General features: G+C 64.4%; 7 protein-coding genes. 6 read left to right on the top strand and 1 reads right to left on the bottom strand.

Annotated features, from left to right (window positions below):
- Positions 1–5 precede the first annotated feature (5 nt).
- The 6 genes from LOY33_RS08480 to LOY33_RS08505 all read left to right on the top strand — a co-directional run bounded on the left by LOY33_RS08480 (position 6) and on the right by LOY33_RS08505 (position 20,566).
- Complete coding sequence (locus tag LOY33_RS08480; protein ID WP_258662440.1) at positions 6–10,307, top strand: non-ribosomal peptide synthetase; 10,302 nt, start codon at positions 6–8, stop codon at positions 10,305–10,307.
- Positions 10,304–13,459, top strand: a complete 3,156-nt coding sequence (locus LOY33_RS08485; protein ID WP_213607244.1) for a non-ribosomal peptide synthetase — start codon at positions 10,304–10,306, stop codon at positions 13,457–13,459. Before LOY33_RS08480 ends, LOY33_RS08485 begins: the two co-directional genes overlap by 4 nt.
- 306 nt (positions 13,460–13,765) lie before the next feature.
- The gene (locus LOY33_RS08490) at positions 13,766–16,300 is read left to right on the top strand and encodes a TonB-dependent siderophore receptor (RefSeq protein ID WP_408980688.1); all 2,535 of its coding nucleotides are present in this window, start codon (positions 13,766–13,768) and stop codon (positions 16,298–16,300) included.
- A gap of 185 nt (positions 16,301–16,485) precedes the next feature.
- Positions 16,486–16,995 (top strand): RNA polymerase sigma factor, encoded by a 510-nt coding sequence (locus tag LOY33_RS08495; protein WP_213607246.1) that lies wholly within the window; start codon positions 16,486–16,488, stop codon positions 16,993–16,995.
- Positions 16,996–17,949, top strand: coding sequence for a FecR family protein (locus LOY33_RS08500; protein ID WP_213607247.1), 954 nt, complete (start codon positions 16,996–16,998; stop codon positions 17,947–17,949).
- A 106-nt stretch (positions 17,950–18,055) separates the two neighbouring features.
- Positions 18,056–20,566 (top strand): TonB-dependent siderophore receptor, encoded by a 2,511-nt coding sequence (locus LOY33_RS08505; protein WP_116053330.1) that lies wholly within the window; start codon positions 18,056–18,058, stop codon positions 20,564–20,566.
- A gap of 63 nt (positions 20,567–20,629) precedes the next feature.
- Here LOY33_RS08505 and LOY33_RS08510 read toward each other — a convergent pair whose 3' ends face one another.
- On the bottom strand, positions 20,630–21,586 hold the full coding sequence (locus LOY33_RS08510; protein ID WP_104572900.1) for an alpha/beta hydrolase: 957 nt from the start codon (positions 21,584–21,586) through the stop codon (positions 20,630–20,632).
- Positions 21,587–21,618: the final 32 nt, after the last annotated feature.

Consider the following 21,618-nt stretch of genomic DNA (forward strand, 5'->3'; position numbering starts at 1 on the left):
GTGGCGTGCAAGAATTGATCGGGGCGGTGGGCGAGCTGTCACCAAGGGAGCGCAAGGCCTTGGCGATAATGCTCAAACAGAAGGGCATCAACCTTTTTGGCATTGCCCCGGTATTCAAGCGAAAACCCGAAGAGCCGCTGTTGCTGTCGTACGCCCAGGAACGCCAGTGGTTCCTCTGGCAGCTGGACCCCGGTAGCGCGGCCTATCACCTGTCCAGCGCGCTGTCGCTGGACGGCGATCTGAACGTCGAGGCCCTGGAGCGCAGCTTTGCAGCGCTGCTGGAGCGTCATGAAGCGCTGCGCACCACCTTTGTCCAGCACGCCGAGCAGACCCTGCAGCAGATTGCCGAGCACGTGCCGTTCAGCCTTGGCCGGGCGACCCTGGCCAATGCCGACGCGGCGGCGATCAAGGCCTTCGTCGAGGCGCAGACGCGCAGCCTGTTCGACCTGCAGCAGGGCCCGCTGGTGCGTGCCACGCTGCTGCAGGTGAGTGCGACGCAGCATGTGCTGGTGATCGTGCAGCACCATATCGTTTCCGACGGCTGGTCGATGCAGATCATGGTCGACGAACTGATGCGCCTGTATGCCGCCCATAGCCAGGGCCGGACCCTGGAGCTGCCCGCCCTGAAGATCCAGTATGCCGACTACGCCCTGTGGCAGCGCCAATGGATGGAGGCCGGCGAACGTGACCGCCAACTGGCCTACTGGACCGCGCAACTGGGGGGGGAGCAGCCGGTGCTGGAGCTTCCCCTGGACCGCACCCGTCCGGCCGAGCAGAGCTTCAGGGGCGCGCAACTGGGTATCGAGTTGCCCGTCGAACTGGGTGCAGGGCTCAAGCGCCTGGCCCAGGCCGAGGGCGTGACCCTGTTCATGCTGCTGCTGGCTTCGTTCCAGACCCTGCTGCACCGCTACAGCGGCCAGCCCGACATTCGCGTGGGCGTGCCGGTGGCCAACCGCAACCGGGTCGAGACCGAAGGCCTGATCGGGTTCTTCGTCAATACGCAGATCCTCAAGGCGCAGTTCGATGCGCCCCTGACGTTTCGCGCGCTGTTGCAGCAGGTACGCCAGTGCGTGCTGGCTGCGCAGGACCACCAGGACCTGCCCTTCGAGCAACTGGTGGACGCGTTGCAGCCGCAGCGCAACCTGAGCCATAACGCGCTGTTCCAGGTGATGTACAACCACCAGGGCGAGGCCCAGGGCAACCCGGCGGCGCAACTGCCGGGCCTGACCCTGGCGCCGCTGCACTGGGACAACCCCACCGCGCAGTTCGACCTGACCCTCAACACCTACGACAACCCTGAAGGCCTGGCGGCAGCGCTGACCTACGCCACCGACCTGTTCGAGGCAAGCACCGCCGCGCGCATGGGCCGGCACTGGCTGAACCTGTTGCAGGCGATCCTCGCCAACCCGGCCGGGCGCATCGACGAGTTGCCCCTGCTGGGCCCGGCCGAGCAGCAGGCAACCCTGCGCCAGTGGAATGGCCAGCCCCGTGCGTTCCCGGTCACACAGTGCCTGCACCAGATGATCGAGGCCCAGGTCGAGCGGACGCCGCAGGCGATTGCGCTGTGCTGCGGCGAGGCCCGGCTCAGCTATGGCGAACTCAACGAGCGTGCCAACCGTCTGGCCCACCGCCTGATCGAACAGGGCGTGGGCGCCGATGTGCGGGTCGGCCTGGCGGTCGAGCGCAGCCTGGAGATGCTGGTGGGGCTGCTGGCCATCCTCAAGGCCGGCGGTGCCTATGTGCCGCTGGACCCGGCCTACCCGAGCGAGCGCCTGGCCTACATGATCGAGGACAGCGGCATCGGTCTGCTGCTGACCCAGCCATCGCTGCTGGCGCAGTTGCCGCTTGACGGCGGTGTGCAGTGCCTGTTGCTGAGCGACGATACAAGCGGCTACAGCCCGCACAATCCACAGGTGGTGCTGACCCCGGCCAACCTGGCCTACGTGATCTATACCTCGGGCTCCACCGGCAAGCCCAAGGGCACCTTGCTTGCCCATCACAACGTGCTGCGCCTGTTCGCCGCCACCGAGCACTGGTTCGCGTTCGGCCCGGACGATGTGTGGAGCCTGTTCCATTCCTACGCCTTCGACTTCTCGGTGTGGGAGATCTTCGGCGCGTTGCTGTATGGCGGGCGCCTGGTGGTGGTGCCACATGATGTCAGCCGCTCGCCGGAGGACTTTCATGCCTTGCTGCTCAAGGAGGGTGTCACGGTACTCAACCAGACCCCTTCGGCCTTCAGTCAGTTGATGCAGGTGGCCTGTGCGCCCGAGTACGCCGGCGCACGCAACGCCTTGCGCCACGTGGTGTTCGGTGGCGAGGCGCTGGAGGTGAAGAGCCTGCGCCCGTGGTTCGAGCGCTTCGGCGACCGGCAGCCGCAATTGACCAATATGTACGGCATCACCGAAACCACGGTACATGTGAGCTACCGTCCGCTGCGCCTGGCAGACCTGGCGGGGGAGGCCGGCAGCCCGATCGGCGAGGCGATCCCGGACCTGTCCTGGTACCTGCTCGACCGCGCGCTCAACCCGGTGGCCAGGGGCTGCATCGGTGAGTTGTACATCGGCCAGGCGGGTCTGGCGCGTGGTTACCTCAATCGCGGCGACCTGACGGCCACGCGCTTTGTCCCCGACCCGTTCGGCGCTGCGGGCGAGCGCCTGTATCGCACCGGCGACCTGGCCCGCTATCGCGCCGACGGGGTGATCGAGTACATCGGGCGCATCGACCATCAGGTCAAGATCCGTGGCTTCCGTATCGAGCTGGGCGAGATCGAGGCCAGGCTGCAGGCACTGTCGCAGGTGCGCCAGGCCGTGGTGCTGGCCCAGGCGGGGGCCAGTGGCGCGCAACTGGTCGGCTACGTGGTGCCGCGCACGCCGGGCATCGACCCGGGCGAACTGCGCGAGGCGCTGAAGGCGCAGCTGCGCGAGGACCTGCCCGAGCACATGGTGCCGGCGCACCTGCTGTTCCTCGAGCACTTGCCGTTGACCAGCAACGGCAAACTCGATCGCAAGGCCCTGCCGCAACCCGATGCCAGCTTGCTGCAGAGCGTCTACGTGGCCCCGCAGAGCGATCTGGAACAGCGCCTGGCGAGCATCTGGCAGGACGTGCTCAAGTTCGAGCAGGTAGGCCTGACCGATAACTTCTTCGAGCTTGGTGGGGATTCGATCATCTCGATCCAGGTGGTCAGCCGTGCACGTCAGGCGGGCATCCGTATCAGCCCCAAGGATCTGTTCCAGCACCAGACCGTGCAAAGCCTGGCCACGGTGGCGCAGGTCGGCACCGCCGGCACCGCGCCGGACCAGGTAGCACTGGTCGGCCCGACACCGCTGCTGCCGATGCAGCAGCTGTTCTTCGACAGTGTGCAGGTGCAGCGTCACCACTGGAACCAATCGGTGCTGCTCAAGCCGTCGCAGGCACTCGACGCGTCGCTGCTCGAGCGTGCCTTGCAGGCGGTGGTCGCGCATCACGATGCGCTGCGCCTGCGCTTCGAGCAGCGGGCCGACGGCTGGCACGCCCACGCCGTCGCCGAGCCGGGCACGGCGCTGCTGTGGCATCGCGAGGCGGCGTCGCTGCACGAGCTCGACAGTTTGGGCGAGGCCGCGCAGGCCAGCCTGGACCTGCAGCATGGCCCGCTGTTGCGCGGCCTGCTGGTCGACCTGGCGCAGGGCGAGCAGCGCCTGCTGCTGGTGATCCATCACCTGGCGGTGGACGGCGTATCGTGGCGCATCCTGTTCGAGGACCTGCAACAGGCCTACGCCGCCTTGCGTGACGGGCAGGCCGTGCAGCTGCCGCCCAGGACCACATCGATCAGACGCTGGGCGCAGTGGCTCCAGCAGCATGCGCGCAGTGAAGCGGTGCAGGCCCAGCTGGATTACTGGCAGCACCAGTTGCAGGGGGTGGCGCTGGCGTTACCGTGCGAGCACCCGCAAGGCGACCTGAGCACCCGCCAGGCTGCCAGTGTCAGTACGCGCCTGGACCTGGCGCAGACCCGTCAGTTGCTGCAGCAAGCGCCCGCCGCCTACCGCACCCAGGTCAACGACCTGCTGCTGACCGCGTTGGCCCGGGTGCTGACCCGCTGGACGCAGGCCCCGGCAGTGGCGCTGCAACTGGAAGGGCATGGCCGCGAGGAGCTGTTCGAGGACCAGGACCTGACCCGCACCGTGGGCTGGTTCACCAGCGTGTTCCCGCTCAAGCTGACCCCGGCCGCAGGCCTGGGTGACTCGATCAAGGCAATCAAGCAGCAGCTGCGCACCATCCCCGACAAGGGCATCGGCTTCGGCGCCCTGCGCTACCTGGGCGACGAGGCGACGCGCCGTGCGCTGGGCGAGCTGCCGACGCCGCGCATCACCTTCAACTACCTGGGCCAGTTCGATGCCAGCTTCGCCGACGCCACCGCGTTGTTCACGCCCTGCGGCGATGCGGCCGGCAACCCGCAAAGCGCCGAGGCGCCGCTGGACAACTGGCTGAGCATCAATGGCCAGGTCTACAAGGGCGAGCTGGAACTGAACTGGACCTTCAGCCGCGCCATGTTCGATACCGCCAGCGTGCAGCGCCTGGCCGATGCTTATGGCCACGAACTGGGCCTGCTGATCGCGCATTGCTGCAGCCCCGAGGCCGGTGGCGTGACGCCGTCGGACTTCCCGCTGGCGGGACTCGAGCAGGCCCAGCTGGATGCCTTGCCGATTGCCGCGCCTACCCTCAAGGACCTCTACCCGTTGTCGCCGATGCAGCAAGGCATGCTGTTCCACAGCCTGTACCAGCAGGACAGTGCCGACTACATCACGCAGATGAGCCTGGAGATCGACGGGCTCGACCCCGTGCGCTTTGCCCGCGCCTGGCAGGATGCGGTGGACGCGCACGACATCCTGCGTACCGCATTTCTCTGGCAGCCGCCGCTGCTGCAGCCGTTGCAGGCGGTGCTGCGCCAGGCCACGCTGAGTTTCGAGGTGCACGACTGGCGTGAGCGCGACGACCTGGCACAGGCGGTGGCCGCGCTGGCTGGCAACGAGCGTCGCCGCGGCTTCGAGCTGGGCCACGCGCCGCTGTTGCGCCTGCACCTGGTGCAGAGCGGGGCGCAGCGCTACCACTTGATCTATACCCACCACCACATCCTGATGGATGGCTGGAGCAATTCGCAGTTGCTGGGCGAGGTGCTGCAACGCTATTGCGGGCAGGCACCGCAGGTCGCCGTTGGCAACTACAGCGACTACATCGCCTGGTTGCAGCGTCAGGACCGTCAGCGCAGCGAAGCCTTCTGGGGCGAGCAGTTGCGCGACTTGCAGGAGCCGACACGCCTGGCCCGGGTATCGACGCCTGCCGGAGATGGCTATGCCAATCACTACCTGACCCTGCAGGCCGTCGACACCGGGCGCCTGCAACGCTTTGCCCGTGAACAGAAAGTCACCGTCAATACCCTGCTGCAGGCGGCCTGGCTGTTGCTGTTGCAACGCTATACCGGGCAAGCGTGCGTGGCCTTCGGCGCCACGGTGGCGGGGCGCCCGGCCGAGCTCAAGGGGGTCGAGCAGCATATCGGGCTGTTCATCAACACCTTGCCGGTGGTCGCCAGCCCGCGCCCGGAGCTGACGGTCGGCCAGTGGCTGCAGCAGGTCCAGGCACAGAACCTGAGCCTGCGCGAGCATGAGCACACACCGCTGTTCGAAGTGCAGCGCTGGGCCGGCAAGGGCGGTGAGGCGCTGTTCGACAATATCCTGGTGTTCGAGAACTACCCGGTGGCCGAGGTGCTGGAGCAGGCGGCGCCAGAGGGCCTGCGCTTCGGCGCGATGGAGCAGCACGAACAGACCAACTACCCGTTGACCCTGGCCGTGGGGCTTGGCGACGAACTGTCGTTGCACATGAGCTACGACCTGGCGCACTTCGCACCGGCCACGATCGAGCAGATCGCCGCGCAGCTGGGCCACCTGCTGCTGGCCATGCCCTCTGCGGCTGATCGGCCCCTGGGCACATTGGCGCTGATGGAGCAGGCCGAGCAGCGCGAGGTGCTGGCCGAATGGAACCCGGCGCCTGCGCAGTTCGCCAGCCAGCGCTGTCTCCATGAACTGATCGAAGCCCAGGCTGCGCGTGCGCCGGGCTCCATCGCGCTGACCCTGGGTGACGCCCAGCTCAGCTACCGCGAACTCAACGAGCGCGCCAACCAGATGGCCCATGCGTTGATTGCCCAGGGCATCGGGCCTGAGGTGCTGGTGGGCCTGGCCTGCGAGCGTAGCCTGGAGATGGTGGTCGGCCTGCTGGCGATCCTCAAGGCCGGCGGCGCCTATGTGCCACTGGACCCGGCGTACCCCGAGGACCGCCTGGCCTACATGATGGAAGACAGCGGCCTGAGCGTGGTGCTGGCCCAGTCGCATCTGGATTTGCCAACGCCGGCCGGGGTGCGCACGTTGCTGCTGGACGATGACTTCGGCGCCTTCGCCATGCACAACCCGGCACTCTCGCTGGACCCTGCCAACCTGGCCTACGTGATCTACACCTCCGGCTCCACTGGCAAGCCCAAGGGCGCGTTGCTCGCGCACCACAACGTACTGCGCCTGTTTGCCGCCACCGAACACTGGTTCAACTTCGGCCCCGACGATGTATGGAGCCTGTTCCACTCCTATGCCTTCGACTTCTCGGTGTGGGAGATCTTTGGCGCGCTGCTGTATGGCGGCAGGCTGGTCATCGTGCCGCAGGCCACCAGCCGGGCACCGGAAGAGTGCTTCCAGTTGCTGTGCGAGCAGGGGGTCACCGTGCTCAACCAGACGCCATCGGCGTTCAAACAGCTGATGCAGGTGGCCTGTGCCCCCGCCAATGCAGCAGCCAAACCCGCCCTGCGCTACGTGGTGTTCGGTGGTGAAGCTCTCGACGTGCACAGCCTGCGCCCTTGGTTCGAGCGCTTCGGCGATCAGCAGCCGCAACTGATCAACATGTACGGCATCACCGAGACCACGGTGCACGTCACTTACCGTCCAGTCAGCCTTGAAGACCTGGCCGGCGATGCGGCAAGCCCGATTGGCGAGCCGATCCCGGACCTGTCGTGGTACCTGCTCGATGCCGACCTGAACCCGGTGCCAAAAGGCGCCATCGGCGAGCTGTATGTGGGCCAGGCCGGCCTGGCGCGTGGTTATCTCAAGCGTGCCGATCTCACCACCACGCGCTTCGTGCCCGACCCGTTCTCGGCCCGCGGCGAGCGCCTGTACCGCACGGGCGACCTGGCGCGTTATCGCCAGGATGGCATCGTCGAGTACGTCGGCCGCATCGACCATCAGGTCAAGATCCGCGGCTTCCGCATCGAACTGGGTGAGATCGAGGCACGTCTGGCGCAACAGGCTGCGGTGCGCGAGGCGCTGGTGCTGGCGGTGGACGGGCCGAGCGGCCAGCAACTGGTGGGTTATGTACTGCCCCACGATAACGCCGCCGACCCCACGGCCCTGCGGGAAGAACTGAAAACCCGGCTCAAGGCCGAACTGCCGGACTACATGGTGCCCACGCACCTGCTGTTCCTGGAGCAATGGCCACTGACGGCCAACGGCAAGCTCGACCGCCGCGCCCTGCCGGCCCCGGATGCGAGCCTGTTGCAGGCCGAGTACGTGGCGCCGCAAGGTGATCTGGAGCAGAGGATTGCCCAGGTCTGGCAGCAGGTGCTGGAGCTGTCGCGGATTGGTCGCGACGACAACTTCTTCGAGCTGGGTGGCCACTCGTTGCTGGCTACCCAGGTGGTGGCGCGGCTGCGTCAGGTACTGAGTGTCGAGGTGGGTTTGCGTGACCTGTTCGGCACGCCGACCCTCGGTGCCTTCGCCGCCTTGCTGGCTCAGCGCGATGGCCGGTCGCGCGCGGCGCTGCCGAGCCTGCAGGCCTACGGCGAGCGCGCCACGGCGCCGCTGTCGCTGGCCCAGCGTCGGCTGTGGGTGGTCGAGCAGTTCGCCGCGCCCAGCGGCGCTTATGGCATGCCCCTGGCGCTGCGCCTGGAAGGCGAACTGTCGGTGCCGCTGCTCGAAGCCAGCCTGGCGCAGTTGATCAGGCGCCATGAAGTACTGCGTACCGCGTATGTGGCCGATGACGACGGTGATCCACTGGCAGTGGTCAGCACAGACGTGCCGCTGCCTCTGCCGCTGCTGGATCTGTCGATGCTGCCAGCAGGGGAGCAGAAGGCGAGGGTGGCCGAGGCGATCGAGCACAATGCCCGCCAGCCCATCAGCCTGGTGCAGGCACCGCTGTTGCGTGGCCAGGTGATACGCCTGGGTCAGGAGCGCCACGTGCTGCTGTTCTGCATGCACCACATCATCTCCGATGGCTGGTCGCTGGCGCTGCTGAGCAACGAAGTGGTCGAGGTCTACGCCCGCCTCAAGGCCGGGATCCAGACGCCGTTGCCGCCCTTGCCCTTGCAGTATTCCGATTATGCCCAGTGGCAGCAGGCCCTGGAGCAGGCGGGAGTGATGCGCGAACAGGCTGCCTTCTGGCAGCGCACCCTGGCCGGTCACGACGGGCTGCTGGTGTTGCCGGCCGACCACCCGCGCAAGCCCCAGGCCAGCCATGCCGGTCGCGACCTGCACTTCAGCCTGCCGGCGGCCCTGCACGAGCAGCTCAAGGGCCTGTCACGTACCGCCGGGGTCACCCTTTACAGCACCTTGCTGGCGGCATTCCAGGTGATGTTGCACCGGCTCAGTGGCAGCCACGACGTGCTGGTCGGGGCGGACGTGGCGGGGCGCTCGCAGCCTGAACTGGAAGGCCTGATCGGCTTTTTCATCAACGTGCTGCCGCTGCGTTCACGCTGGCAGGAGCAGCTGTCGGTGCGCGAGTACCTGGCCCAGGTCCAGGACACCGCACTGAGTGCGTTCGAACACCAGGAGTTGCCATTCGACCAGATCGTCGAGGCTGCCGCGACGCCTCGGCACAAGGGCGCCAACCCACTGGTGCAGGTGCTGTTCGTGATGAACAACCTGCCGGTGCGCCAGGCGGCGATGGACGCGGTGCGGGTCGAGGCACTGCCGATGGGCGGTGGCTACTCCAAGTTCGACATGGCCCTGTTCATCGACCAGGAGGCCGACCAGTTGCATGGCACCTGGCAGTACGCCAGCGACTTATTCCAACAAGAACGTATCGAGCTCTGCGTGAAAGGCTGGATGACCATTCTCGAACAGATGGTGCGTGATCCAGATAAACGTCTAGGGGAAATCAACATGCCTACCCATACCGCGGCCCCTGTGGCTGCGCCTGCAACACCCGCTGCACCGAGCAAGGCCGACAAACTGGGCAAGTTTCTGAAGAAGGCCCAGGGGCCGGCAGCGCGCCCTGCGGTAGCCGCCATGCGCGAGAGCCTGATGGTGCCGGGCCAGGCGTTCCCGCTGCTGTGGGAACCGACCGACCCGGGGCTGGACCTGATCCAGTGGATCGAGCACAACCGCCCACTGGTGGAGCACAAGCTTGCCCAGCATGCCGGCATCCTGTTCCGTGGTTTCGCCCTGCGCGATATCCACGCCTTCGAAGCCTTTGCCGAAGCGGTGCAGCCTGGCCTGTATGGCCAGTACGGTGACCTGCCGAAGAAGGAAGGCGGCAAGAACACCTACCGTTCGACGCCGTATCCGGAGAAGAAGATGATTCTTTTCCACAACGAAAGCGCGCATCAGGATCGCTGGCCGCGCAAGCAGCTGTTCTTCTGTGAGCAGCCTTCACCCGTGGGGGGCGCCACCCCGGTGGTGGACTGCCGTCTGATGTACCAGAAGCTGCCGACCGAGCTGCGTGAGCGCTTCGAGGGCAAGGGCCTGCTATACGTGCGCACCTTTGCCGACAAGCTCGATGTGTCGTGGCAGCACTTCTTCAAGACCGAGGTGCGTGCCGAGGTCGAGGCGCGCTGCAGTGCGGCGGGCATCCAGTGGACCTGGCTGGACAACGACGAACTGCAGATCCGCACGCCGTGCCCGGCGATCATCAGCCACCCGGTCACGGGCGAGAAGAGCTTCTTCAACCAGGTGCAGTTGCACCACATCTACTGCCTGGACCCGGATGTGCGCGAAGACCTGCTGGCACTGTTCGGCGAGCAGCGCATGCCCCGTCATGTTTACTACGGCGACGGTTCGCCGATCGAGGACGAGGTCATGCAGCAGATCGGCGACCTGTACGAGGAATGCGCGGTGCGTTTCGAGTGGCGCAAGGGTGATGTGATTCTGCTCGACAACATGCTTGCCGCCCATGCTCGCGACCCCTTCGAGGGGCCGCGCAAGATTGTCGTGGCGATGGGCGAGATGATCGAACGCAGTGCCCTGGAGGCGCTGCCTGACACACAACAGCGGACGATGGCAAAGGACGAGGCGGGCGCATGAGCACGGCACAGCTGGAAACACAGGACACAGGCCTGGCCCTGCTTCCCGAGCAGGAAACCTGGGTCGCGGCATTGAATGCCGGTGCACGGCGCGAGGCCATCGCGCATTGCCTGCGCGTCGATATCCACGGCGAGCCGGATGTGCCGCGCCTGCAGCAGGCACTGGACAGCCTGCTGGCGCGACACGCCGCCCTGGCCATGCGCCTGGGCAGCGTGGCCGGCTATCACGGCCAGCGCCAGTTCATGCCCGAGGCATCGGCGCAGGCGTTCGACCTGCAGGTGCAGCCGGATGTGGCGCCCGAGGCGTGGCTCGCCGAACCCTGGCCTGCGGCAGGCCCGTACGTGCAGGCCTTGCTGTCGCGTGTGACGCAGGGGCGGTGGGTGCTGGTGCTGGCGCTGGCCCGCTTTGTCGGTGATGCCGGCAGCCTCAAGGTAATGTTCGACGCGCTGGTACAGGCCTACCTGCACGCTGCTGCGGTCGACGACGAGGAACCGGGGCAATTTGCGCAATACCTGGAGTGGCGCAGCGAAGTGCTGTTCGACGAAGATGCCGACACCGCCAAGGCGTACTGGCAGGCGCACCTGCCGGCCAGCGAAGCGTGCGTTGCGCCCTGTTTGCCATACCGCCGTGCCACGGCCCAGCCCGCAGCCGCGCTCAAGCTTGAGGCTACGCTGGAGGCGCCGTTGCAGGCGCAGCTGGCTGGCCTGGCGCAACGCCTGGGGGTAACGCTGGACACCGTGCTGCAGGCAGCCTGGTGGACGCTGCTGGCACGCATCAGCGGGCGCCATCGGTTTGTCGGTGGCTGGCGCCACGACGGGCGCAAGGATTACGCGTTCTTCGAGAACAGCATCGGGGTGTTCGAGAAAACCCTGCCGCTGGTAGTGCATGTGGATCAGGAGCAACCCTTCGAAGCGTGGGTTACCGACCTGGCGGCGCAGCTCGAGCAGCATGCAACCTGGCAGGAATATGCCGCAGGCAACCTGCCGGTGGCGTATGAAAACCCGCTTTACGGCTTTGCCGCGCGCGCTGCCTTGCTGGAGCAGGTTGTCGGCACTGCGCAGTGGCAGGCGACCCGCCTGGCCGAAGCACAGCCCCGGTTCGAGTTGCTGCTGAGCGTCAGCGACACGGCCTTGCGTCTTGACGCCGAAGCGGGGCGCTACAGCCAGGTCGGTCTTGAAGTGCTGCTCGGACAGTACCAGGCGCTGCTGCACAGCATCGCCGCGCACAGTCGACAGGCCCTGGGCCGGCTCAACCTCTCGGGGGCTGCGGACAACGCCGCGCTGCTTGCCCTCAACCCCGCAGTGCGTGCGCTGGAAGACCGGGTGCTGTTACCCGAACGCATCGCCCAGTGGGCCGCCATCACCCCGGACGCTCCGGCGCTGGTCAGTGCCGGCGTGACCCTGAGCTACGCCGAACTTGAACAGCGCGTGGCACGCCTGGCGTTCGACCTGGTGACACTCGGCGTGGGCCAGGGTGGGCGGGTAGGGCTGGCCTTGCCACGTTCGACGCAATGGGTGGTGGCCATGCTGGCCTGTTGGCGGGTGGGCGCCGCGTACTTGCCGCTGGACCCGCAATGGCCGGTTGCACGGCAGTTGCAGATGCTGGAACAGGCACAGCCAGGCCTGGTGCTGACCGAGCAGGCGCATCTGGCCCAACTGGCCGGGCAGGGTATGGTCGTGCAGGACATCGCGCTGCTGGGCCACGTCGACGGCGATGTGGCCAGCCCTGCGCTCAGTGCGACCGATGTCGCCTATGTGCTGTTCACCTCCGGCTCCAGCGGCACGCCCAAAGGCGTGGTGGTGGAGCATCAGCAGTTGCTCAACTACGCCGCCGGGGTGTGCCAGCAACTGCAACTCGATGCATGCCGTCACTTCGCCCTGAGTTCCACGGTGGCTGCCGACCTTGGCAACACCGCGCTGCTGGGCGCGCTGTACCTGGGTGCAGCGCTGCATGTAGCCGACGACGACAGCATCCAGTCGCCCGAGGCGTTCGCGCATTTCATGCGTGAACAGGCCATCGACTGCCTGAAGATCGTGCCCTCGCACCTGGCCGCGTTGCTCGAAGCCCAGGCGCCGCACCTGCCGGCGACCCTGGTGCTGGGCGGTGAAGCGATCGGCGTCTCGCTGCTGCAGCGCATTGCCGAGATTCGTCCGGACTGTCGCGTGTTCAACCACTATGGGCCTACCGAAACCACCGTGGGTGTGTTGGTGCATCGGGTGACAGCGGCGGATATGGACGCAGGGAGTGTGCCCTTGACCGAGGTGCTGCCCAACAATCAGGTGCTGGTGCTGGATGAGCACCTTCAGGCGGTGGCCATTGGTGAACTGGGCGAGCTGTACATCGGTGGACGACAACTGGCGCGTGGCTACCTGAATGCGCCCGAGCAGACGGCACAGGTGTTCATCGAGCATCCGCTGCAGCCGGGTGAGCGGCTGTACCGCAGCGGCGACCTGGCACGCTACCGTCCCGAGGGCGGTGTACAGCTGTATGGCCGGCGCGACCAGCAGGTCAAGGTGCGAGGGTTTCGTATCGAACTGGCGGAAATCGAAGTGCAGCTGGCCAGCCTGGCGCAGGTCAGCGAGGCGGTTGCGGTGCTGGTCGACGCCGAGCCGGTGGCCTTCTTGGTGCTGCGTGAGGGCGCAGGTCAGGAGGCGGCTGCCGCAGTGACGGCGCAACTGGCCCTGAGGCTGCCGGCGCCGATGCTGCCACGCCATGTACAGGTGCTGGCGCAGATGCCGCGCCTGGCCAATGGCAAGGTCGATCGACAAACATTGCAGCAGCGTCCGTTGGCCACTGCCGAGGTGGCCTGTGTGGCGCCGCGCGATGCCGTCGAGGAACTGCTGGCCAGCCGCATGGCGCAACTGCTGGGGCTGGAGCGCCTGAGCGTGGAGCAGGACTTCTTCGCTGCCGGTGGGCACTCGTTGCTGGTGATCAAGCTGGTGGCGGGCATTCGCAAGTTGCTGCAGTGCGATGTGCACCCCGGCGTGGTGTTCGACAACCCCAGCGTGGCAGCGTTGGCGCAGGCGTTGCGCTCGCAGGAGGCCGCCCCCGGGCAACTGGAAAAACTGGCGGCGGCACGGTTACGTCTGGACAGCATGACCCCCGAGCAGCGTGCACAGTTGCTGGCCAAGGCGCAGAACGCCAGCGCCTGAGGCGCGTCCGTGTTGCCGGAGCCCATCGACGTCGATGGGCTCCGTTCGCTGTGACGTTTCAGCTGCCGTGCAAGACGGTGCGCTATCTTTTTTCAGTATGTCTGTACTGAAAATGTGAACGATTCCTAAATTTTTCATTTTTAATTCGTCTTCCATTGGGTTCCACGAAGAATCCGATGGAAGTCCGGCCTGCGTGCCCCTTAGGCATTGGCGCGGAAGTGGCAGCAAGGAATGCCCATTGACTGATCAGTGGCCCTGAAGAGGCGACGATCTTCCGACGAATGATATCTGGGGTGATCCAACACTATGAAGGTTGAGCAAAAAAGGCGTGCACCACGTGTGCTGAAAAATTCACTGGCCACCTGGCGTACTTCGGCTTCCATCATCGTGTTGGGGTTGGCACTGGGTGCCAGCGGCGGTGTGTATGCACAGAGTGTGGCGGTCAATATCCCCGCCCAATCGCTGGAGAAGGCCCTGATCGATCTGGGCAACCAGACCGGTTTGCAGATTCTCTACGGGCCTGACCTGGTCACTGGCAAGAAGGCCCCGGCCGTGGTGGGCACCATGGAGCCGCAGCAGGCGCTTGAGCAGCTGCTGCGCAATGCCGGGCTGAGGTATCGCATCGAAGACAACACGGTGTTGCTGACCAATGAAGCCGCTTCAAACTCTGCGCTGGAACTGGATACCACCACCATCCAGGGCCAGGGCATGGGGCAGATGACCGAGAATACCGGTTCCTATACGCCCAGCCTGACCAGTGTCGGCTCCAAGACCCCGACCAGCCTGCGCCAGACCCCGCAGTCGGTTTCGGTCATTACCCATCAGGTGATTCAGGACAAGGGCATGGTCGATCTGACCGATGCCATGAAGATTGCACCAGGCATTACCGTGCAGAATTCCACCGACCGGCTGTCGACCTACTTTTCTCGAGGTTTTGCCATCGAGAACATCCAGATCGATGGAGCGGCGCCCATGGCCCTGGGTACCACGGCAGGCAGCTTCTACTCGAACAAGAACTACAACCTGGTAGAGTTCGATCACGTCGAAGTCCTGCGTGGGGCCTCGGGTCTTTTCGGCGGCACTGGCGATCCGGGCGGCATCATCAACCTTGTGCGCAAGCGCCCATTGGACACCTATCAATTGAAGGTCGAGGCATCGGCCGGTTCCTGGGACAACTACCGTACGCAACTGGATGTCACCGGCCCTATGGCCTTCGACGGAAAACTGCGCGGACGATTGGTCACCGCCTACACGGACCGGCAGTATTTTCTCGACGAACGAAGCACCGAGCTGCCCACGATCTACGGTGTGCTCGAGGCCGACGTGCTGCCCGGCACTCGCCTGACCGTGGGCGGGCGTTACGAGCGTATTCATGAAAACGGTTCGGGAACCGGGCTTCCGCGTTTCAGCACCGGCGGTGATCTGGGCCTGCCACGCCATACCAACCTGAGCCAGAGCTGGGCTTATCAGGATGGCCGCTCGCAGGAACTGTTCGCCAAGATCGACCATGAATTGTCTGACCGCTGGAAAGTGAACCTGAGCTATACCCAGACGCAAGATGTGGGTATGAAAAAAGGCTCCTTTTCCGTGGGCGCGCTCAACCCGGTCACCGGGCTCGGCCCGATGTGGCTCGGTTCGAACTCTCGCTATCGGAGCGACCAGCAACTGTGGGACGTGAACGTTGCCGGAAAATTCGACCTGCTGGGCCGTGAGCATGAATTCCTCATGGGCGCCGACCATCAGCGCATCACCAGCCGCTGGCAGGGTACGCCACAATTGGCCGGTGCCTTTGGCGCCATCGATGTCTACGACCCGAAGTCGACCCCCTGGATCGAACCACCTATCCGCAAGGACTGGGTCAGCGACTATGACCCCAACTCGCAAGTGCAGTACGGGCTCTACTCCACGTTGCGGATGCACGTTGCCGATCCGCTGCACCTGATCGTCGGCGCCCGGGTGCAACGCTACAAGTTCGACCAGGTCTACCGCGAGTTCGATGGCAGCACCGGGGCGTGGTCAGTGGCCTCGGACGTGTCGGTCCGTGAACCGACGAAGGTCGTGCCCTATGGCGGTGTTGTGTATGACCTGAATGAGGAGTGGTCGGCATACGCCAGCTACTCGGAAATCTTCAAGCCGCAGCAAAGCAACCTTCAAGGACCGCTGCCGGGAAGCCCGGTCGAGGCCATGACCGGTGAAACCTATGAAACCGGTATCAAGGGCGAGTTGTTCGGCGGTGCGTTGAACACCTCGATCGCGCTGTACTACACCAAGCGCGAAAACCAGGCCGTCGAAGACCCTGCCTACCCGTTGACCTCGGTGCTGTTCGGAGGCAACTGCTGCTACCTGACCCAGGGCAAGGTGGTCAGCAAGGGCATCGACCTTGAGGTCAGTGGTGAGGTGTTGCCGGACTGGAGCGTCATTGCCGGCTATACCTACAACAACAACCGTAACCGCAAAAACGGTGATGTGTTCAGCGGGGTCACGCCCAAACACCTGTTCAAACTGTGGTCGACCTACCGTCTGCCGGGCGACTTCAATGACCTGAAGATAGGCGGTGGGGTCAATCTCCAGAGCGCGAACTATGTCAACGGTTCGGCATCGGTACTGGACCCTGCCACCGGCGCAGTGGTGGGCAACGAGCGCTACGAATACCGCCAGGCCGGCTATGCGGTGTGGAATGCCATGGCGGAGTACCGGCTTGATGATCACTGGTCGGTGCTTTACAACCTCAACAACGCGTTTGACAAGAAGTACTACTCCACTGTCGGCTCCTCGGCACTGGGCAACTGGTACGGCGATCCGCGCAATCACATGCTGACGTTGCGTGGTACGTTCTGGTAATCCGCACTCTTTTCGAAAAGCCCGTTCTGATGCGGGCTTTTTTGTGGGCGGTGGCGGCTTAAACGGAGGTCGTCCGCTTCCTGCATGACGCCAATGTTTTTTGATATTGCGAACGATTCTCAAAATTCGTACCCTAGCGCTCCCGCCACCTGTGCTCCTGCACATGGATCGCTCTGGAGTGTGCATTGGATAATCTGGATCGGTTGTTTCGCCTCTATCACCGCGAACTGCAGCAGATTGCCTACCGCCGCCTGGGCGATCGGGAAATGGCGGCAGACCTCACTCAGGACGCCTTCGTGCGTTACGTCGGCCTTGACCGTCAACAGCGCACGCATTCGATTGCCAATCCGCGCTTTTTCCTGATCCGCGTGCTGCGCAACCTGATCATCGACCTGGGGCGCAGCCGCACTCGGCGTGGGCCGGTCGGCTCGCTTGACGAGGTCGAGCATGAACTGCTCGATCCATGTCCGGGACCCGCCGCGCTGTTCGAGTTGCGCCAGCAACTGATGCTGTTGCAGCAGGCCCTGGACGAATTGCCCGTCAACTGCCGCCAGGCCCTGCTGCTCAATCGCCTCGAAGGGCTGGGCCATGCGGCCATCGCCGAGCGGCTCGGGGTCTCGGTGAGCATGGTCAGCAAGTACATCATGAGCGCCTTGCTGCACTGTGCTCGACGCCTCGAAATGATGGATGACTGAATGAGGCGCGAGAGCAGCGGTTTTTGTTCAGGCAAGGCATCCACAGTGCTGACCGAGCAGGCCTTGCAGTGGTTGGTCGACCTGCATTCGGGCGACGCCGAGGCGCCTGCCTGGGACGCCTACCTGCAGTGGTGCGAAACATCACCGCAACACCAGCATGCCGCCCACGCGGCGGAGCGCCTGTGGGAGCGGCTGGGCAGTGCATTGGAGCGGCCGCCTGCATCGTCGCGCAGGGTGCCGTTGTTGGGTTTGACAATAGCCTTGAGCCTTGCGGGGGGGCTCTACTGGCAGGCTCAAACCCAAGGTTGGGTAGCCGACCAGGTGACCGCTCTGGGCGAGCACCGCACGTTGAACCTGGCCGATGGCTCGCGCCTGGAGCTGGCGCCGCACACGCGTGTGGATATAGATCTGGAAGGCGATCGCCGGGTGTTGCGTTTGTACGCCGGGGAGCTCTTCGTGCAGGTCGCAGCCGATGCACAGCGTCCGTTCGAGGTACTGGCTGGCAACGGGCGCATGCGCGCGCTGGGTACCGGCTTCGATGTGCGACGCGAGGGCGAGCAGGTGCGGATGGTGGTGACCGAGCATTCGGTGCGGGTGACGCTCGAGGGGGATGCGCAGGCTGTTGACGTTGACGCCGGCCAGGCGGTGCAGTTCGGTCCGCACGGCCTGGAGGATGCGCAAGCGGTGGATATCGCATCGGCAACCGCGTGGCGTCGCGACCGCCTGGTGTTCAACCAGCAGCCGCTGGGTGAGGTGCTGGAGCAGATCGGCCACTACCACCGCGGCCTGATCTGGGTGCGCGACAACGACCTGCGCCGCTTGCCGGTCACCGGTGTCGTTGCAACCGATGACACTCACGCCCAGTTGCAATTGCTGCAGCGCACCTTGCCGCTACGCGTGCGGCAGTTCCCATGGTTGACCGTGATCGAGCGAGACGACGCACGGCAAAAGTAGGGCCTGCGCAGAAATAATTGATTGTTGCCACTGTCGGGTTTCAGAGGGCTGACGTCTTTCCTTTCGAGATTGATTTTTATTTCGCTGATTTCAGCAGGGGAGCGTTATGCCGTATCTGATCAGACAAACCGCCTTGAGCCTGGCGATCGTGACAGCGAGCTGCGTGGGTGTCAGCCTACCGGCCAGGGCGGTGGATCACCAACACGCCGTTGAGCAGGTCTTCGATGTTGCGCCAGGCCCGCTTGACCAGGCACTGACGCGGTTTGCCGATCAGGCGGGGTTGCGCCTGATGGTTGCCAGTGAAGTAGTGACCCGCCAGCATTCGCAAGGGCTGCACGGGCGTTACGCGGTACAGCAGGGGCTTGATCGATTGTTGTTGGGCAGTGGCTTGAGCGCCAGGCTCAGCGGCGATGTGATCCTGGTCGAAAGAACTCCTGCGCTGGGGGCGGCTCTGGAACTCGGTACCACCACCATCCAGGGCCAGGGCATGGGGCAGATGACCGAGAATACCGGTTCCTATACGCCCAGCCTGACCAGTGTCGGCTCCAAGACCCCGACCAGCCTGCGCCAGACACCGCAGTCGGTTTCGGTCATTACCCATCAGGTGATTCAGGACAAGGGCATGGTCGATTTGACCGATGCCATGAAGATGACGCCGGGTATCACTGTGCGCAACTCGAACGAGCGCATCAACGACTTCTACTCCCGCGGCTTTGCCATCGAGAACATCCAGATCGATGGTGCAGCCCCCATGGCGCTGGGCACTACAGCGGGCAGCTTCTATTCAAGCAAGGTCTACAACCTGGCCGAGTTCGATCACGTTGAAGTACTGCGTGGTGCTTCAGGCCTTTTTGGTGGTACGGGCGACCCCGGTGGCATCATCAACCTGGTGCGCAAGCGCCCATTGGACACCTATCAATTGAAGTTCGAGGCGTCTGCGGGTTCATGGGACAACTACCGTAGCCAGGTCGACATCACGGGGCCGATGGGCTTCGACGGCAAGCTGAGGGGGCGACTAGTAGCGGCCTATACCGACAGGCAGTACTTCATGGATGAGCGCAGTTCGCAGAGCCCTACGCTTTACGGCATCCTGGAGGCGGACGTGTTGCCCAGCACACGCCTGACCATCGGTGGACGTTCCGAGCGTATCAATGAGAACGGTGCCAGCGCCGGCCTGCCTCGCTACAGCGACGGCAAGGATCTTGGTTTGCCGCGCCATACCAACCTGAGCGAGAGCTGGGCGTTCCAGGACGGTCGGTCGGATGAGGTGTTTGCCAAGGTCGACCACGAGCTGTCGGATGACTGGAAGCTTAACGTCAGTTACACCCAGACTCAGGACTCCGGGTTGCAGAAGCGCGCGTTCAACGTGGGCAGTGTCAACCCGGTGACGGGCACCGGGGCAACGCGCTTCGGCAGTGTGGCGCGCTACCGCAGCGATCAGCAATTGGCGGACGTTAACCTGGCGGGTAAATTCAACCTGTTCGATCGCCAGCATGAGTTTTTGATGGGGGCAGATCATCAGCGAATCACCAGTCAATGGAGGGGCACCGGGCAACTGGCAGGCGCCTTCGAGCCAATCAACGTGTTCGATCCCGGTTCCACTCCGTGGCCAAACCCACCCACCACCAAGGATTGGCTGGCTGATTACAACCCCAATACCCAGATCCAGTACGGTCTCTACTCGACCCTGCGGCTGCAACTGGCCGAACCTCTGCACCTGATCGTTGGTGCTCGTGCGCAACGGTACAAGTTCTATCAGACGTATCAGGAAAGGGGCGTTGCACCGGCTTATCTTTCTACCCGAGAGCCCACCAAGGTGGTTCCATATGGTGGCGTGGTATATGACCTGAATGATGAGTGGTCGGCGTATGCCAGCTATTCGGAAATCTTCAAGCCACAGCAGAACAAACTTGAAGGCCCAACGCCTGCACCGGGTACCGAATCCAGCAATTCGATCGAACCCATGACCGGCAAGACCTACGAAACCGGTATCAAGGGGGAGCTGTGGGGCGGTGCCGTCAACACCTCCTTCGCTCTGTATTACACCAAGCGTGAGCACGAGGCTGTTCTGGACCCTGCTTATCCGGTAACGACCGTTCCGTTTGGTGGCAGCTGCTGTTATGTGACGCAGGGCGAAGTGGTCAGCAAGGGTGTGGACATGGAGGTCAGCGGTGAGCTGCTTCCCGACTGGAGCCTGATGGCGGGTTACACCTATAACCACAACCAGAATCGTAACGACGACACGGTGTTCAGCAGCCTGACCCCCAAACACCTGTTCAAGCTATGGTCCACATATCGTCTGCCAGGCGAATTCAATGACTTGAAAATCGGCGGCGGGGTGAACCTGCAGAGTGCCAACTATGTCAGTGGAACCGCAGCGGTGCTGGACAACACAGGTGCGGTCATTCGCAACGAAAGCTATGAATATCGCCAGGCAGGCTACGCCGTGTGGAACGCCATGGCCGAGTATCGTCTCGATGATCATTGGAGCCTCACCTACAACCTCAACAACGTGTTCGACAAGACCTATTATTCGACAGTAGGCTCTTCGGTTGCCGCCAACTGGTACGGTGAGCCGCGTAACCACATGCTGACGTTGCGGGGTACGTTCTGGTAATCGCCAACGCCACAAAAAAGCCCGCAACGCTGCGGGCTTTTTCATGGGCGCCACCTGCCTCGACTACAGCGAGGCCAACCAGCGGTCCACCGCCGTATAGATCGCCTCGACATCCGCCACAATCCCGCCCATGCGCAGAAAATCGTGGGTCAGCCCCTGTTGCACCTTCAACGTCACCGAAGTACCGCTGGCCTCCAGCAGGCGGGCGTACTCCAGCCCTTCGTCAAACAGCGGGTCGTATTCGGCCAGGCTCACATACGCCGGGGCCAGTTCGCCCAGCCCGCTGGCCAGCAACGGCGAGACGCGCCAGTCCAGGTGCTGCGCCGGGTCGGCACTGTAATGGTGGTAGAACCATTCCAGCGTGGCGGTCTCGAGCAGGTAGTCCTGGGCATAGCGGCGATGCGAGTCGCGCTGGCGCGAGGTATCGGTGACCGGATAGAACAGTAGCTGCGCCCTGGGCTTGAGCTGCAACGCCTGTGGCTGCTTGACCGCCGTGATCGCCAGCACGGTGGCCAGGGTGGCGCCGACGCTGTCGCCCGCGAGTGTCACCCGCTGGTTGTCCAGGTGCAGCGCCGTGGCCTGTTCAGCCAGCCAGTTGGCGGCATCCAGCGCATCATGCACGGCGGTCGGGAACGGGTATTGCGGGGCCAGCCGGTAAGCCGGCGCCAGCACCGCCTGGCGCCCGCTTGCTGCCAGGCGGCGGCAGATGGAGTCATGGGAGTCCAGGCTGCCGACCACATAACCGCCACCATGAAAGAACAGCAGCGTTGGCAGCAACGCCGTGTCGCTGGCATCGGCGCGGTAAAGACGCGCCGCGATGGACTGGCCGTCGCGGGTTGGAATGCTCAGGGTAGTGACGTTGATGGCGCCTGGCGGGCAGGGGTCGAGCACTTGCGAGGTGGTTTCGAACTGCGTGCGCGCCAGTGCCAGATCAAGTTCGTGCAGCGCGCTGCTCTTGCCACTCAGGCGGCCCATCTGGGCCAGTTCCAGGAAGCCTTCGAGGTCGGGATCCAGAGGCATGTAGAGGTTCCTTGCAAAGCTATCGGTAAGCG

The organism is Pseudomonas sp. B21-036, assembly GCF_024748925.1.
GTDB classification, from domain to species: Bacteria; Pseudomonadota; Gammaproteobacteria; order Pseudomonadales; family Pseudomonadaceae; genus Aquipseudomonas; species Aquipseudomonas palmensis.